Below are 14,925 nucleotides of genomic sequence, written 5' to 3'. Positions count from 1 at the left end.
GGGTGATGGGGAGTTCAGGCGGTGGCTTCTGCCTCGCGCTTGAGGAGCTCGACGTACTGCACGACGTATTCGGGCGGCACGAGTCGGCGACGGCCGATGCGGACGGTCTGGAGTCGTCCGAGGCGGATCTCCTCGTAGACCAGCGAGCGGCCGATGCCCAGCGCTGCCGCGGCCTCTTCCGGTCGGTACAGGAGCCGCTCGGCGGGAGCGGCGAGCGTGACGCTCATTCCGGAGTGTCTCCTAGTCTAGGCGGGTGTGTCTTGGGGCCTTCTCAGAAGTCCGCTACATCCGCTACGCCGCTACATCGCAGGTCAGCGGGGGTGTTTGTGTAGCGGACGTGCGGGATGTAGCGGCTACGGCGCTACGCGGGGGTGCGGCCGTAGCCGCTACATCGCGGGGTTGCCGCTACAGGAAATGGGCCTTTGACCTGGGGTGTAGCGGATGTAGCGGCAGTAGCGGACCTACGGGGACGGGGGCGGGCAGTAGCGGGCCCACGCGTCTTCGAGGTCTTCGCTGTAGTAGCCCTTGAGGACCCCTCCGGCCGTGCGGATGTTCCGCGAGGCGACGGGGGTTCCGTCGGCGGTGACGTACTGGCTGAGCATCTTCGACAGGCGCCGGTTGTCGAGCGCCTTGCCGTCGAGGTCGACCCACGGGGCGTCATCGAGGGCGTTGAGCCTGTCGAGTACGGCGATGGTGGGCAGGCGGTCGACGCCTACCATCACGTGGTCGCGGAGGTCGGTCAGGAGGCGGATGCCGATGCTGCCCTTGTCGTTGACCTGGGAGGCCTTGACCAGCTCCGTGCAGGCTTCGCGGGCCCGGCGGGGCCAGTCGCCCCCGACAGCATCCGCGACGGCGAGCAAGGGTTCCCACACGTCGGCGGGGCGGTCGGTGACCCCGTCGGGCATCTCCGGCCACGCGCCCATGATGAACTCGCGCGTCTCTTCGGCCCACTTCGCGAGCTGGTCGCGCAGGGCGAAGCCTTCCTTCTCGTGGATGCGCGAGCGGTACGGTTCCGCCTTCTCGTTCCTGGCCCGCCGACGCATGCGGATGATGACCGAGCGGGTCAGGATCGTGTCGGGCAGCGAGCCGAGACCGGCGACCGCGACGGCGGTGTAGGAGGGGAATGCCTGCACGGTCTGGTTGGCGCCGTCCCCAACGCACCGGTACATCACCTTGCCGCGGCGGTGCCCGGCGTTGATGAACCCGCGGAGCTGTTCGTTCTCTCCGGCCTTGGGGCCAAAGATGGTGTCGATCTCGTCGAACAGGATCGTGGGCCGCTTGCCGTCGACTCCGGAGACCGCGCGGAACAGGGCGGCGGCGGACGCGTCGACCGCAGCCATGGGGTGCGGTACGAGGGTTTCCACGATCTCCAGTGCCCGCGACTTACCCGACCCCGGTTCGGGGCTGAGGAAGGCGAGGCGGGGGGTGGACTCGAAGCAGTCGAGCAGGTGAGCGTGCGCGTCCCACAGCGTCACGGCGACGTAGGCGGCTTCGGTGGGGAAGACGTTGAAGCGCCGGTGGAAGGCTTCCACCTCGTTCAGCAGTGCGGCGCCGTCGATGGTGGGCGGGGCAGGGGCCTGGTCGGTCATGCGGCCCGTCCTTCCTGGGAGTTGCGCAACGGGCAGGCAGTGCGGTGCGAGTCGTGATCGGTGACCAGGGCGAGCACGCGGCGGATGCCGACGGCCGAACGGTCGCGTCCGCACGCGCACCACGACGTGGCGGTGGGGATGGCGCCGCGACCGGGCGCGCTGATGTGCAGCCACGCGATGGGGCGGCGCCCATCGTCACCGTGTGGGTCAGTACCAAGAGCAGTTCGGACGCCTTCGGCGACGCCCTTCGGGTCGCCCGCGGCCGGTGCGGGCAAGGCGAGTTCGGCGACCTGCCCTCTGCTCACGGGGGGTTGGCCTTCCAAGGGGGCGGAGCGGGGCGCGCTCATGCCGCCTCCCGGGGTCGGGCCTTGCGGATGGAGCTGTCCAGGGCGCTGCGGATCGTGGCGCGGCACTCGGCAGCGGTGAGTCCCCGCCCCTCCCCCGCCCTTTGGAAGGCCTCTTCCACCACGCGCCGGGGGATGTCGCCCCACGCGACGAAGCGCCCCACCTTGAAGGCGCACCGGTTCAGCGTGGTGTTGCGCTGCTTGTCCGGGGCCGCGGACACGACGGCGCACTCGGCTTCCAGTGCGGACAAGGCCGCGCGGATACCGTCGACCGCAGGAAGCCTCAAGAGCCCCATAGAGCGTGCCGGGGCGGGTTTCAGGATGGTTTGCAGCCATTCGGGCAGCAGGGCCGCCACCGAGCTGTTCACGGCTTCGTACGTTCCGGCGTCGGTGGTGCTGCCCGCGGCGACGACGTAGCCGCCCCACGCACGGGTGTCGACCAACGGGCCGATGGTTCCTGCGGTGTTGGCCAAGCGAACGCCGTCCAGGGCGGTGAAGTACAGGTGGGTCCCGCCGCTCGCGGTCCGCACTCGGTAGGTGTCAGGGACGGCGTGTCCGGCCCGCTCGCAGAGCGCCTCAAAGGTCGTCGCGCCGCAAGGCGCGTCCGCACTGCTCTTGTCCTTCGGCACGTCCAGGTCGACCACGAGCAGCCCGGACGGGCCGGTCGCAATGCCGACGTTGAACGCGTTTGTGCTCCAGGCGGCGCGGATGCGGTCAGGGTCGGTGGTGGCTCGCTGCTCCCACTTCAGGTGCCTGCCCACGCACGGGCCGGTGCGCGGGCAGGCACCCTCGCCGTGGAGGGCGGGGCGCTTGGTGCCGGGCCGGAGGGGGAAGACGTGCCAGCCGCGCGCGGCGGCGTCCAGGGCTGCGGCGAGTGGGTCTCGCGGCAGAGCGATGGCATGGGTCATGCTGTTGGTCTCCTGCTCTCTTGGAGGGACGGGAGGACCGGGGCGGGCGCAGGCTTTGGAGAGACGGCGCCCGCCCCGGGCATGGCTACTGGTTGTTGATCCAGTGGGCGTACTGCTGGCGGACGTAGTGGCGCGGCTCGCAGATGACGCCCGCGTCGTCCAGGCTCATCAGCCGCTCCGCGGCCTCGTCCGCCACCTCGGCCGCGTCATCGCCGACGTCTTGCAGGGCGATGCGGTCCAGCAACGCCGCTTTGCGGAGCCAAAAGTCACGCGGCAACGGGGTGCCGAACGGCTTGTCGGCCGCCGTCCGGGCGGTCCATCCGATCTCGCTGACGATGTTCGGGGCGAGCGCGTAGGCCTCTCCCGGGGTGGGCCACGGGCCGGTGTTGCTGTGGTGGTCGGCCGTGACGTACAGCCGCAGCCGCTCGCCGTCGCGGGTGGGGTGCTGGCGTACGGGGCCGACGGTGAAGGCCTGCGACAGGGCGTCGGTGACGCGGTCCTTGTCGGCCGGGTTGCAGATGACACGAACCTCGAACATGGGTCAGTGCTCCTTGCTGGTGTCGACGGCGGGGAGCGCGGGCAGCCCCGCGCGCTCCAGGGCAGTGGGATCGAAGCCGGGCAGCGCGGCGCGGGTGACGAGTGCCTGCGCAAGCTGTTCGGCGTAGGCGGCGCCGGTGCGTGCCACCTCGATTTGCGTGGTGGCGCGGAGGGTTTCCACGCGCTCGATGTGGGCGCGTTCCTCGCGCCGCTCGCTCACGTCGCGCTCGTACGCGACCGTCTCGCGGCGGTCGGTGCGCCAGTAGCGGGCGGCGAGTGCGTAGGCGCCGGCGGTGGCCAGGGACCACAGCAGCAGGGGCAGCGGGAGTCCGTCGGCGTATCCGGCGACTCCGGCGAAGGCGAGCGCGCCGGAGGCGGCGAACGCGGTCCCGGCGAGCACGGAGTCTCCGGTGGCGTTGCCCGCGACGACGCCCGCGGCGGCGGCGCCGAGGGACAGGGCGCCCATCAGGACGGCGTTGCCGACGGAGTGTTCGGCGCCGTTGGCGTTCCAGATGCGGGCGAGGGCGAGCACGGTCGTGGTGGCGATGGCGGGCGCGGCCTTGGGCAGTGCGGCAGCGAGCCAGTGGCGAGCCACGGTCTGTTCGTTCATGGCTGGTCTCCTAGATCTTGCCGAGGGCGTTGACGACGGCGGCGGTCAGCTCGGTCACCGGCTCGGAGGCGCCGGTGGAGGCGAGGTAGAAGCCGAACATCACGGCGACGAACGCGGAGCCGTAGCCGAGGGTGTTGGAGCGCAGCAGGAAGAACAGGACCAGGCCGAACAGGGCGACCAGGGAGACGGTGACGGCCATCGGGGCTATCCCTTCGGGGTGGGCCGCTTGGCAGCGGCGGGGGTGTGGGTGCCGTCGCGGTAGACGTGCAGCCAGAGGTTGTAGAGGTGGCGGCCGACGCGTATGCGCTTGCCGTGGCCCTTGCAGCGGCGGCACGGCTTGCCGCGCTTGAGGCGGCCCTTGCGGTCGGTCTTCATCGCGAAGCCGAAGCCGCGGCACTTGCGGCAGTCGCCGTACGGGCTCCCCGCACACAAGCTTGCGTAACCGAGAGTGATGGCGAGGAGGCAGGCGCTAGCAACGAGAAGGAGGGTCATGGGGTGCCCTTCCAGGCAGGGTTTCCGGCGTTCTCGCAGGTCGGATGCTAGGCGCGAGGTCGCTGATCAGGGCCGGTTTGAGGTGCTAGTAGGGGTGCTAGGTCTAGCAGTGCGGGCTGCTAGACCTAGCACCCGTGCGCGGTCAGTCTCCGGACCGCTTTCCGTCACGCTGGGTGATGGCTGTGGTGACGTCGGCGCGGGCGATGCCGCGGCGGGTGGTGCCCTTGCCCTTGTCGGTGGTGCCCCACACGTCCTGTGCCGTGATGCCGTGGGGGCGCAGGTTCGTGGTCACCGTCTCGGCCTTCCAGCCGCCGTAGACCTCCGGGCGCAGCGTGGCGAGGCGGGCGGCCACCTTCTCGTTCCACACCTTCTCCTCGTCCGCGGCCACCACCTTGAGAATGTCCGCGAGCAGGTCAAAGGACGGCTCACCGCTCTCGGGCGTCTCGCCGATGGCGTGGCCGGTGATGTTGCCGTACGCCTCGCGCATCTTCCGCGCGCGGGCCACCACCTGTTCGGCGCCGACCGCGTCCACGAACGCGCTCGCCACGATGCGCGGGTCGTCGCCCTCACCGGCCATCCAGCAAATCCCGCGGTCGGAGCGGGAGAACATGGTGGCCCGGTATCCGGCCTTGTACATCGACGTGCCGAGCACCATGTCGTTGGCGGGCTGGCCCATGACCTTCAGGCAGAACCGCAGCACGGCGTTCGCCGAGATGCCGGTGGGCAGCGACTTGGCGTCCGGGCGCTGCGTGCCGAACAGGGCCACGATCCCCAGTGCCGGGCCGCGTTTACCCAGGTCGGTGCAGATCTCTTCGATCTCCGCACCGTACTTCTCGTGCTCGAACGGCACCTGACACTCATCGAATCCGGCGACGATCGGGTGCAGGCCAAGGGACTTGTCGTTCGCCAGCTCGGGTCGAGGTCGGCACGGTAGCCGGGGCCATCGCGGGTGATCTCGGAGGTGAAGCGCATCCCGTTCATGTCGCCGCCCTTCTTAATGGCGGCCGTCAGCTTCGGGTTGCCGATGTTGTCCAGAGCGCGCAGCACGATCGGCCCGGTGAGCTTTTGCACCTCGGTCTTGAGCACCGCGGGCCCGATCACGGGATGATCCTGCGGAGCACCCCAGAACCCGCACGCCAGCACCGCAGCCGCAGCCAGCACGCCCAGCCAGGCCGGGGCCATCACGTACAGGGTCAGCGCGAATGCGGCGCCGAAGACGAGCGCCACCGTGGTGACCAGCACCCGCAGCCGCACCCGCCCGTCACGCTGGCGGGACAGCTTGAGGTACTCGGCGGTGTTCTCCCTGCGCACCTCGTACGCGCGCAGCGGCGCGCCCTCGGCATCCCACACCCACCGATTGGTGTCCCGCACGAAACGGGCCGCACCGCGCGGCGCGTTCAGCGTGAGCTGGAGGGCGTACCAGGGGGTGCGGATGCTGTGGAAGGCGGTGGCGTAGAAGGCGTTGCCCGTCGCTCGCTGCGCGGTCGAGACGAACCCCGGCTTCGAGGTCAGCCAGGTCGGCAGGATCGGCCGACGCTTGTAGGTCGTGATGCCCGGCGCCGGAAGGTCGGGCCGGTCGACCGGTCGGGCGACCGAGTCGGCCGACGCCTCATCATCCCAGTCGGCCGACCCTGCACCCGACTCGGTCGGGCGGGAGTCGGGCACCGGGTCGGCAGTCGGGGCGGCCGACCCGTCACGGGCGGACCGGGCCTTGTCGAGGTCGACTACCTCGGCGCCGGAGTCGGCCGCCATCTCGGCTTCGAGCCGGTGGAACAGTTCGTTGTCGTCGGGCTGGTTCACTGATAGTTCCTTCCACTTCCGGGTGTGGGGGAGCGGGCCCGGCCGACGCTGTAGGAGGTGAGCGGCCGGGCCCGTGCGTTGATGGTGGCGCTGCGAAGCAGCACGTCCGATACGCCCTGCGTATCGGAGGCTGTATAAAACGGGCCCGAATTGATGCTGACGCTGGGAACGAGCGCAGCCCATATCAACGTGACATGGCAGGTTCACATGGGCTTGGCTCCAGAGATGTGCTACGCGGCAAGGCGGCGGACCGTGCTCACCACCATCCCGACGACGTCTTGGCAGCCTTGGCGATAGCGGCCCCGTTCACGATCCGCTGCCGCTCCGTCTGCAACGCGGTCAGCTCCGTGGTTAGCCGGTTCAGCACCGACTGCCACAACGTCTCCAGCTTCCGTTCCGCGCGGCTGGGGCTCTTGCCCCGGACAACGCGGACGGAGCCACTCGCCAGGGCGGCCACGACCTGGCGGCGTTCCCGGCCGGTCAGCGGCCACATCTCCTGTTTGCGGACGGCGTCAAGCTTGCGCTGGGCCTGCTGGATTTCGCGATCCAGGCGGCGGGTGTTGGGCTTCGGCATTGATCAACCCCTCCTCGGGAAAGTTCAGTTGGCGGACTGGGAGCTGTCGGGGTAGGCGCACAGCAGGCACATGCCGAGGGAGGTCGGCAGGCAGTAGCTGTAAATCACGCGGCACTTGGGACAGGTGCGGCGAGCGAGCATCGCCAGGGCGAGCGCGCCCCACTTGCGCGACGTCATCGGACGGACCGGCTTGGCCAGGTCTTCGCGGTAGAGATAGGCGACCTGCACCCCTGCCTTGCGGCCCCGGTGCTGGCGCATCACCTGCGCGGCGACCGGCTGGCCACCGGGCCGTAGCCCGCGCTCACGCAGCTGACGGCGGGTGGCGTAGCCGTCCGGGGCGAACCGCCACGGGAACGTGGGCACCCCGAACCGGGCACCGGACGGGTCGAAGCACTTGCCGTATGCGGCCATCAGGCAGCCACCCCCACCATGGGCACATCGGTCCGGGCGGCCATTCGGCCGGCACGACGCCCTGTGACGGTGGCGAACAGCCAGCCGAGCCCAGCGCGGCGGGTTCCGGCACGGGCTTGCTTGGCCGCGTACATCGCCTCATCCGCCCGCCGCAGCAAGCCGGAGAGGTCATCTGCGGGGAAGTCTGCGACCCGCACCCAACCGAGCGAGACCGTGGTACGGACGGCCGGGTCCTGGTCAGCAACCGGCCGGGCGAGTACGCCGTGCAGCACGGCGAGCATGTCGGCCGCGGTGCCGTGGTCGTCGATGAGCACGGCGGCGAACTCATCGCCCCCGAGCCGTCCGGCGACCCCGGCACGGCCGACGTGGTGGGCGAGCCGTTCCGCGGTCGCCTTCAACAGCGCGTCTCCGGCCGCATGCCCGTAGGTGTCGTTGATGTGCTTGAACTTGTCGACGTCGGCCAGCACCACGACCGCGCGCGGGTCCTTGAGCAGGACCGTGGCGCGACGGGTGAAGCCGTCGCGGGTGCGTAACCCGGTGAGCGGGTCACGCCGGGCGGTATTGAGGCAGCCTCGCAGCCACCGCACGTGGACCGCCCAGCCTGCGGCAATGGGCAGCACGGACAACAGGACCGTGGCCAGGGTGTTCACGCGGCCACCCCCTCGGCGCCGTCGCCGGACACCGTGGCGTCGGGAGTGTCCACGGAGTGCAGCGCGCGGCCGTCGGCCCGCTCGCTCTTGAGGGCGTCGCGCAGCGTGCGGGCGTTGGCCTGCGACACATGCAGCGTGGTGCGCAGACGGTCAGCGGTCAGCTCCGCCTCGGTCCACTGCGCGGTGGCCGCGCGCGCCTCGGTCAGCAGTTCCTCGAAGGTGCGCTGTGTCTTGGCCTTGCCCTTGGCGGGGGCGCGGCGGCGGGGGCGCGGCTTGGCGTCGACCAGGGGCGCCGGCGGATTCTCTACCGGGGGCGGTGCGGGCGTCTCCTGCTCGGTGGCAGGGGCCAGGTCGCCCATGCGCAGCATCACGCGCTCGCGCCGCGGGGTCTTCGAGCGCCACTTGCGGCCGTAGCGCTCGCGCAGGTCGGCGCGGGCCAACTGCCGTTCCTTCTCCCGTGCCAGCGCCTCGGAGTAGGAGGTGACCTCCCACAGCGTCATGCGGCGCCACAGTGCGAAGGTGGAGGGAAAGGCGAGCAGCCAGCGGGAAACCCGGATCTTTTCCATGCGGCGACCGGTGGCCGCGCCGATCCGCACGGCGTAGATGTGTGCGCCGATCTCGGAGAACACGACCCACAGCAGCGGCATCGTGCCGTGCGCGACCTTGGCCCACATGCCCTGTCCGGCCGCGATGTTCAACCCGCAGGTGATGAGTGTGAGCGCCCAGGGCACGAACCGCACCCACGCAAGCGCCATGTCCATCCGGATCAACAGCAGGTTGGCGACGGTGAACACCGGGATGGCCACGTCGATACCGACCGGCAGCATCCACGGAGCGTGGAAGCCCCAGCGCAGCGCGGCCGCGGACACCGCGTCGAAGGAGGAGATCAGACCGAGCGCGCCGACTCCGGCCGCGGCGAGCGCACCGACTCCGGCAAGACCCATCTCCGGGCGGGTCAGCGGCGGCACCCCGGACGCGGGCGCCTCGGGGGTGGGGGTTGTGGTGATCACGCGGCCACCGCCTTGCGTGTCGCGCGGCGGCGCTGGGCGGGGCGGGTCAGGGGGAGGACGTCGAACAGGTCCGGGTTCTCCTCGATGACCTGCGCGGCGATGCGGATCAGGTCGTCGGGAAGATCGGGGTTGTCGGCGAGGATGTCGCGCGCCGCATCCTCGCGGGCCGAGCGCTCTTCGTCCGTCTCGCCCTCGACCCCGAGCCACAGCTCAACCGGGGTACCGAGCGCCAGTTCCGCGAAGTCCTCGGCAGAGATGGCCTGCTGTCGGCCGATGTACGTGCGCATGGAAGGCTCCAGACAGTGGAGGGACGGGAAGACCGCCGGGGCGGGCGCAGGCTTTGGAGAGACGGCGCCCGCCCCGGCGGCGGAGGCATTGAGTTCGAAGCGCGGCAGCAACTGCCGCGGAAGGTTCTGCGGATGTCAGATCACGCAATGCCAGTCACCGCCCCGAAGGGCGGATCCGGGCAGGTCACCCGGCCCGACATGGGCGGTCGGGATGGTGACCCGCACCCATCGACCGCACGTGTTCATGCGGCTGGGTCGGCACTCTGTTGAGTTCTTCGTAGCGCTTGCTCCGGGCCGTGCATCCGGGCGCTATTCGTGCAGGTCAAACGGGTCTTGCAAGGGCTCTGCCCCTTCCGGGGCTGAGCCGCTTTGCAACTCTGCCTCAGAGTGCACTGTGAGGCAGAGTCAGTCAAGTCCCCTCGCGGAACAAGCAGCGTGGGGCGCTGGTTCTACCTCTGCGACTTGGGCACTATGAGGCAGAGACAGTGACGAAACTTGGGGTGTAGATGGTCGAGTGGACCGGCGACAGGTTCGCCTATCAGCAGGTCGCTGATGACCTGCGGCGACGCATCGCGGCCGGCGAGTTCGCCGAGACCGGACAGCTCCCCTCGCTGGGGCAGCTCCAGAAGTCCTACGAGGTCACGGTGACCGTGGCCCGCGCCGCCATCAACCAACTGAAGACAGATGGCCTCGCGGTGAGCCACCAGGGCAAGGGCGCCTTCCTGACGCCCGACGCCGACCGCGCTGCGCAGCTCGCCGATCCGGTCGGGACCGTGGCCGAACTGCGCGAGGAAGTCGAGAAGCTGCGGAGCGAGGTAGGGGAGCTGCGCCAACGCGTCGCCACTCTGGAAGGGAAGTGACCTTCCAGCAAGCCGGGGTGGAGCCTGCACGATCGCGCCGCGGGTCATCTGAACCTCCTCGTTCGGTGTGTGCACTACTTCACATCCGCGGTGCGAAAACCGGTATCACGTCCCACTACCCGAGAAAGACCAAGCGGTTTTATACATCCGCTTACACATGCGCTATCACGAATTTCCACACGCCTAGTCGAGCCGCTACACTCGCGGCTCTGACTATCTAGGAGGGGCAGATGGCTCGGAAGCACCCGGATTGGAAGCCCGATCTTCTGCGAATGCATCGTGAAGAAATAGGGCTTACCCTGGAAGACACGGGGGAGAAGCTCCGAGAAATCGCGGAGCGTCACGGCTTCAATATTGCCGCGAACTTCCAAACAATCTGGGGCCACGAAAAGGGTTCGGTATATCCCGGTCCGCATTACCGCCGGGCGTACTGCCGTCTCTATCGTCGCAACGAAGCTCAACTTGGCATCCGTAAAGCCCTGCCCGGAGAGGATGCCTCTGTGGAATCCGTACCGGCGCCCGCTTCCGCTGAGCGAAAGTTCCCCGACCAACCGGATGCAGTACGCCAAGCGCTCAGCAGCATCCGCGAAGGCACTGACGACGTGGACAGCGAGGCGCTGCGCAATCGCGTGGTCGACGCATGGCGCCGCCACACCGCAAGGGGAAGTGTCGACGGCCCTACCGTGATCCTGGTCGGAGGGTATGCAGGATCGGGGAAGTCGGAGTTCGCGAAATTCCTCGGAGGGCTCACCGGCTGGCCCATCCTGGACAAGGACTCGCTGACACGTCCGCTGGTGGATCAACTCTTGGTCGCAATGGGCGGAGAAGCGCATGACCGGAGTTCGGAGCTTTACCGGGAAAAGGTCCGGCCGCTCGAATACCGGTGCCTCATGGAGGCTGCATGGGACAACGTGGATTGCGGAATTTCTACGATCCTCGATGCCCCGTTCATTTCGGAATTCTCCCAAGTCGAATGAATGCAGCGCTTTCAGAACCGCTGCCGGTCAAAGCGCGTATCCGTCGCGACCATATGGGTTGAGTGCGACCCGGAGTCGATGCGCGAGTACATCGAATTCCGCGGGGCGGCTCGCGACGCCTGGAAGATGGAGGCGTGGGACGAATACGTCGCGGGACTCGACTTGAAGATGCGCCCGCAGGGCCCGCATTTCGTCGTAGACAACCGGCTTGGCGCCGCCGTCGCCCTGGTCGACGAAGCCCGTGACGTACTGAGCGGAGGTGGACTGTGAGCCCTTCCGGCGTCATCCTCTACGGCCCTCCTGGGTCCGGCAAGGACACGATCACTGCCGAACTGTCCAACCTGCGGCCAGAGTCCGCGCTCTTTCAGCGACTCAAGGCAGGCCCTGGGCGGACTGCGGGGTACCGACTCACGACAGCCGAGCACATCGAGGAACTCGCGCAGGCCGGAGAGGTCCTGTACCGCAACAGCCGATACGACGCGGAGTACGCCATCGACCGCAGCGAGGTTTCCGCGTTCGTCGACTCCGGGCGCATCCCCGTCCTCCACATGGGCCAGATCGCCGGAGCCCGCGCCGTCGCAGCCCACCCCATCAATTGGGTGCGGGTGCTCCTCTGGTGCCCCGAAGACGTGACGCGTCAGCGTTGCCAGGGGCGCGGAGACAAAGACGTGGAAGCCCGGCTCAAGGTCTGGCACGAGACTCGACAGGATCTCTTGGACCACACCGCGGAGCCCTGGTCGCTCGTCATCAGAACCGACCAGGTCAGCGCAGCCCAGGCAGCCCAGGCCATCGACGACGCGCGGTCGGCCGGCACCCCCGCCGAAGTACGGGATATCCGTGGACTGGTCGGATGACCGTCGTCGGAGTCCTGCACCCGGGCAGCATGGGCGCCGCGGTAGCAGCACAGGCCAAGCTCAGCGGAGCTGAGGTTCTGTGGTGCCCGACCGGCCGCAGCTCCGTGACCAAGGAGCGGGCCCAGCGGTACGGACTCACCGCGGCGAGAGACCTTGCCGAACTGACGGAGCGAGCCGAAGTCATCCTCAGCATCTGCCCTCCGGCATACGCGGAAGACGTCGCAGTCGAGGTCTCCGCCCACCCGTTCACGGGGATCTACGTGGATTGCAACGCCATCTCTCCGGCCAGCATGGCGGGTGTCTGTGACGTCATGAGCCGGACTGGGGCAGTCGTTGTCGATGGCTCCGTCATCGGCTCGCCCCCGTCCGCCTCGAAGTCCGTTCGCCTGTACCTGTCCGGCCCAGCGGACGCGCTGACGCCCGTGGCATCGCTCTTCACCGGCACGGCGGTACAGGCGCACCCGCTATCCGGCGGCATCGGTCGCGCTTCCGCACTGAAGCTGTCGTACAGCAGCTACCAGAAGGCGAGCCGTGTCCTTGCCGCGGTCTCGTACGCCCTCGCCAAGGACTACGGAGTAGAGGTGGAGCTACTCGACATCGCGCAGGGCCGCACTGCGAGCTACCTTGCGGAGACGGCCTACATCCCGAAGGTGGCCGCGCGGTCGTGGCGCTGGGGCCCCGAAATGGGCGAGGTGGCCGGCGCCCTACGGGAAGCCGGACTTCCCTCCGAGCTGGCGGAGGCATCGGCCGCGGTCATGAGCCGATGGGATGACCTCAGGGACACATCCCTGAGCATCTCCGATGCGCTCGAATGCCTGCATGGCATCCCGGACAGCGAGCCTGACTAGCCTGCCGCTGCCCGCATCATCTCGATGGCCTCCGCGACGCCCCGCACCACGATGTCGGGCTCACGGGGGCCATCGGTCCATGTACGACCATGGGCCACCCACGCCGTACGAAGCCCCGCTGCGCGTCCCCCTCGTATATCCGTCTCAGCGTTGTCCCCGACCATCCACCCTCCGGCGCTGAGCCGGACGCCGCACAGCACGGCGGCAGCCTCGAAGTGCTCGTACGCCGGTTTCCTGGCTCCGATCTCCTCCGAGACACAGATGCCGTCGAAGTGCGACGCGAGCCCGGTCGCGGCGAGCTTGGCCCGTTGGATGTCCCCCGCCCCGTTCGTCGCGATGCCGAGCGTCCACCCCGCACGACGCAGTGCTTCGAGTCCCTCCCGCACCCCTGGGAGGCAGCGCACCGACCGCGCGACGCCGTCGACGTACTCGCGCCAGAGGTCGCCCGGGTCGTCGCCGAGCCCGAGTGCCTCCCGCAGATGGACGAAGTCCGCCGGATAGGCTCGCTCGCGGAGCCGCCCACAGATGACGGACTCTGATCCCCCCGGCAGTCGCCGCGATTGCGCGAAGCCACGGGCCCAGTCCTCCAGGACCCCGCGTCGGTCGATCAGGGTGTTGTCGAGGTCGAAAAGTGCCAGCACACAGCGACGCTACGCGACCGATGGCGGGCGCCGTACGGCCGTTCCAAAAAGCTCCCACGTCGCCCACGCGAAGCCGAACTACGCTCTCTCCATCGAATCTAGGCGAGACGGAAGATCTTCAACAGGCATCCACACGAAAGCCTTACCCGAGCGAATCTTGCGAAACAGGCCCATGCCCTCCAAACCGATTAGGTCTTGCCGCGCCGTCTCGTACGCAACATTATGGCTAGTCATATGCGACTGCGCAGTGACCGAAGAGCCCGGGTTTTTCATCGCATGTTCAAGCAAAGCGATCTGCCTGTGATTGAAAACCCCAGGAACCGCAGAAAGCTTTTGCTGAAGCTCACGAACTTCCCTTGCCTTCCTGCTCAGGTAATTGTGCAGTTCCGCGATAGATCGCTTGAGTACACCCAGTTGATACAAATGAAAATAGGTTAGATCATTCTCATCATCCTCGCTATGGAGATAACTGTACGCATACTGTGATGGTGCTTTCTTCAGAATTGGAGAGATGGCCACATACTCTGTCAGCCAGTATCCCTGATTGAGCATCGACCAGTAGAAAAGCGCCCGCGCCGTACGCCCATTTCCGTCTTCAAACGGGTGATCATACCCGATCATAAAATGGATGGTGATCGCCCGAAGAACAGGCGGGATGTAAACATCGTCCAACTCCCCATTTGCGAAGTCACACAGCTTCTGAACCCTCTCAGGAAGAGTTTCTGCTGGCGGAGGCTCGTGAAGCACGAGATCACCGTGAAACACGCTGACACGATCTTCGCCTGGAAGCTGGAATCGCCCAGAAGACGCTGGATTATCGAGAGTGTCAGCGGTGACCACTCTATGAATCTCACAGATGAGCTCAGGAGTAATTTTCTCTCTACGCAGGTCTCCAATCATCCGCATAGCTTGATAATTATTGTAGATCATTCGCTCATCGCGATCTCGCGGCTTGCGTTGAGATCGGATCATCTCTTTTGCGACTACGCGACTTGTCGATGCCCCTTCGAGTTGACTCGAATTGATCGCCTCTTCGATTAGCGAGTTCACTAGATACCGGTCGCGAGTGGATGGGTTCGTGACCTGTTCACTCATTGCAATCTCGCCACTGGCATCCCGACTCGTTTCCTCAAGAGCCTTGAGTACCACATCGGGAAGAGTGAAACGAAAAGGCCGACCTTCCTTGTCCAGGAGAGGAAGCTGACGTGTCATTTGACGTCTTGCCAGCTTGATTGCGGCCCACCATTCCTCAACAGAAAGGTCGTCCGGTGGATTCTTGAAGCGAATCTTGTCCCACGGCAGATAGGGGTCAGACGGTCCCGCTCCAGGGACGGACAACATCTTTGCCATCATTTCCGGAGAAGCACCGATAATGAGCCGAATCGACTCGGCTGGGTCCGGCGGTGGCGCTGGCCTTCTCATTCGAGCTCCTCGATACGTCGCCTGTCTGACACGCGTCCCTGCTTGAAAGCTCTCACCTAGGAGGGCCGGCGGAGCTCAGCTCCGATGCGCAAGGCAGCAACTACTAGCTAA

19 protein-coding genes and 2 pseudogenes are annotated in these 14,925 nt (G+C 67.5%); 5 read left to right on the top strand and 16 right to left on the bottom strand.

The features are described from left to right. Window positions 1-14 precede the first annotated feature (14 nt). From AC3ETA_RS17115 to AC3ETA_RS17050, 14 genes and pseudogenes are all read right to left on the bottom strand, one after another. Window positions 15-227 (bottom strand): helix-turn-helix domain-containing protein, encoded by a 213-nt coding sequence (locus AC3ETA_RS17115; protein ID WP_432193750.1) that lies wholly within the window; start codon window positions 225-227, stop codon window positions 15-17. Window positions 228-405: 178 nt separating this feature from the next. Further along, window positions 406-1,589: pseudogene (locus AC3ETA_RS17110) on the bottom strand (DUF3631 domain-containing protein). Next, the gene (locus AC3ETA_RS17105) at window positions 1,586-1,894 is read right to left on the bottom strand and encodes a hypothetical protein (protein WP_432193749.1); all 309 of its coding nucleotides are present in this window, start codon (window positions 1,892-1,894) and stop codon (window positions 1,586-1,588) included. The pseudogene AC3ETA_RS17110 and the gene AC3ETA_RS17105 overlap by 4 nt, the downstream one beginning before the upstream one ends. Window positions 1,895-1,932: 38 nt before the next feature. Continuing rightward, a complete protein-coding gene (locus AC3ETA_RS17100) occupies window positions 1,933-2,841 on the bottom strand; it encodes a bifunctional DNA primase/polymerase (RefSeq protein ID WP_432193748.1) in 909 nt (302 codons plus the stop codon). An 85-nt stretch (window positions 2,842-2,926) separates the two neighbouring features. Continuing rightward, window positions 2,927-3,379, bottom strand: coding sequence for a hypothetical protein (locus AC3ETA_RS17095; protein ID WP_432193747.1), 453 nt, complete (start codon window positions 3,377-3,379; stop codon window positions 2,927-2,929). Between the two features lie 3 nt (window positions 3,380-3,382). Continuing rightward, entirely contained in the window at window positions 3,383-3,988 is a 606-nt protein-coding gene (locus AC3ETA_RS17090) for a hypothetical protein (protein ID WP_432193746.1), read from the bottom strand. A 10-nt stretch (window positions 3,989-3,998) separates the two neighbouring features. Next, window positions 3,999-4,187 (bottom strand): hypothetical protein, encoded by a 189-nt coding sequence (locus tag AC3ETA_RS17085; protein ID WP_432193745.1) that lies wholly within the window; start codon window positions 4,185-4,187, stop codon window positions 3,999-4,001. Between the two features lie 5 nt (window positions 4,188-4,192). After that, on the bottom strand, window positions 4,193-4,480 hold the full coding sequence (locus AC3ETA_RS17080) for a hypothetical protein (protein ID WP_432193744.1): 288 nt from the start codon (window positions 4,478-4,480) through the stop codon (window positions 4,193-4,195). Between the two features lie 142 nt (window positions 4,481-4,622). Beyond that, window positions 4,623-5,890 (bottom strand): annotated as a pseudogene (locus tag AC3ETA_RS17075) (hypothetical protein); the annotation flags it as partial. A 646-nt stretch (window positions 5,891-6,536) separates the two neighbouring features. Continuing rightward, window positions 6,537-6,854 (bottom strand): hypothetical protein, encoded by a 318-nt coding sequence (locus tag AC3ETA_RS17070; RefSeq protein WP_432193743.1) that lies wholly within the window; start codon window positions 6,852-6,854, stop codon window positions 6,537-6,539. 24 nt (window positions 6,855-6,878) lie between these two features. Next, window positions 6,879-7,265: an RRQRL motif-containing zinc-binding protein gene (locus tag AC3ETA_RS17065; protein WP_432193742.1), complete on the bottom strand. Its 387-nt coding sequence runs from the start codon at window positions 7,263-7,265 to the stop codon at window positions 6,879-6,881. Then, window positions 7,265-7,915 carry a GGDEF domain-containing protein gene (locus AC3ETA_RS17060; RefSeq protein ID WP_432193741.1) on the bottom strand — a complete coding sequence of 217 codons (651 nt, stop codon included), beginning with the start codon at window positions 7,913-7,915 and terminating at the stop codon, window positions 7,265-7,267. The genes AC3ETA_RS17065 and AC3ETA_RS17060 overlap by 1 nt, the downstream gene beginning before the upstream one ends. Next, complete coding sequence (locus AC3ETA_RS17055; protein WP_432193902.1) at window positions 7,912-8,922, bottom strand: DUF2637 domain-containing protein; 1,011 nt, start codon at window positions 8,920-8,922, stop codon at window positions 7,912-7,914. The genes AC3ETA_RS17060 and AC3ETA_RS17055 overlap by 4 nt, the downstream gene beginning before the upstream one ends. Further along, window positions 8,922-9,212, bottom strand: a complete 291-nt coding sequence (locus AC3ETA_RS17050; protein WP_432193740.1) for a hypothetical protein — start codon at window positions 9,210-9,212, stop codon at window positions 8,922-8,924. Before AC3ETA_RS17050 ends, AC3ETA_RS17055 begins: the two co-directional genes overlap by 1 nt. A 506-nt stretch (window positions 9,213-9,718) precedes the next feature. Between AC3ETA_RS17050 and AC3ETA_RS17045 the strand changes: the two genes are divergently transcribed. The 5 genes from AC3ETA_RS17045 to AC3ETA_RS17025 all read left to right on the top strand — a co-directional run bounded on the left by AC3ETA_RS17045 (window position 9,719) and on the right by AC3ETA_RS17025 (window position 12,751). Next, window positions 9,719-10,072, top strand: a complete 354-nt coding sequence (locus tag AC3ETA_RS17045; RefSeq protein WP_432193739.1) for a GntR family transcriptional regulator — start codon at window positions 9,719-9,721, stop codon at window positions 10,070-10,072. 230 nt (window positions 10,073-10,302) lie between these two features. Continuing rightward, complete coding sequence (locus AC3ETA_RS17040) at window positions 10,303-11,049, top strand: P-loop nucleotide/nucleoside kinase family protein (RefSeq protein ID WP_432193738.1); 747 nt, start codon at window positions 10,303-10,305, stop codon at window positions 11,047-11,049. 78 nt (window positions 11,050-11,127) lie between these two features. After that, window positions 11,128-11,319 (top strand): hypothetical protein, encoded by a 192-nt coding sequence (locus AC3ETA_RS17035; RefSeq protein ID WP_432193737.1) that lies wholly within the window; start codon window positions 11,128-11,130, stop codon window positions 11,317-11,319. Beyond that, entirely contained in the window at window positions 11,316-11,903 is a 588-nt protein-coding gene (locus AC3ETA_RS17030; RefSeq protein WP_432193736.1) for a P-loop nucleotide/nucleoside kinase family protein, read from the top strand. Before AC3ETA_RS17035 ends, AC3ETA_RS17030 begins: the two co-directional genes overlap by 4 nt. Continuing rightward, window positions 11,900-12,751, top strand: a complete 852-nt coding sequence (locus tag AC3ETA_RS17025; protein ID WP_432193735.1) for an NAD(P)-dependent oxidoreductase — start codon at window positions 11,900-11,902, stop codon at window positions 12,749-12,751. Before AC3ETA_RS17030 ends, AC3ETA_RS17025 begins: the two co-directional genes overlap by 4 nt. On the opposite strand, the gene AC3ETA_RS17020 is transcribed toward AC3ETA_RS17025, so the two are convergent. Both AC3ETA_RS17020 and AC3ETA_RS17015 read right to left on the bottom strand, forming a co-directional pair. Further along, window positions 12,748-13,392, bottom strand: coding sequence for an HAD family hydrolase (locus AC3ETA_RS17020; protein ID WP_432193734.1), 645 nt, complete (start codon window positions 13,390-13,392; stop codon window positions 12,748-12,750). The genes AC3ETA_RS17025 and AC3ETA_RS17020 overlap by 4 nt on opposite strands. A 78-nt stretch (window positions 13,393-13,470) precedes the next feature. Next, on the bottom strand, window positions 13,471-14,814 hold the full coding sequence (locus AC3ETA_RS17015) for a Fic family protein (RefSeq protein ID WP_432193733.1): 1,344 nt from the start codon (window positions 14,812-14,814) through the stop codon (window positions 13,471-13,473). Between the last annotated feature and the right edge of the window lie 111 nt (window positions 14,815-14,925).

The organism is Streptomyces sp. bgisy027 (assembly GCF_057710365.1).
This window is presented reverse-complemented; position numbering and strand designations above follow the sequence as displayed.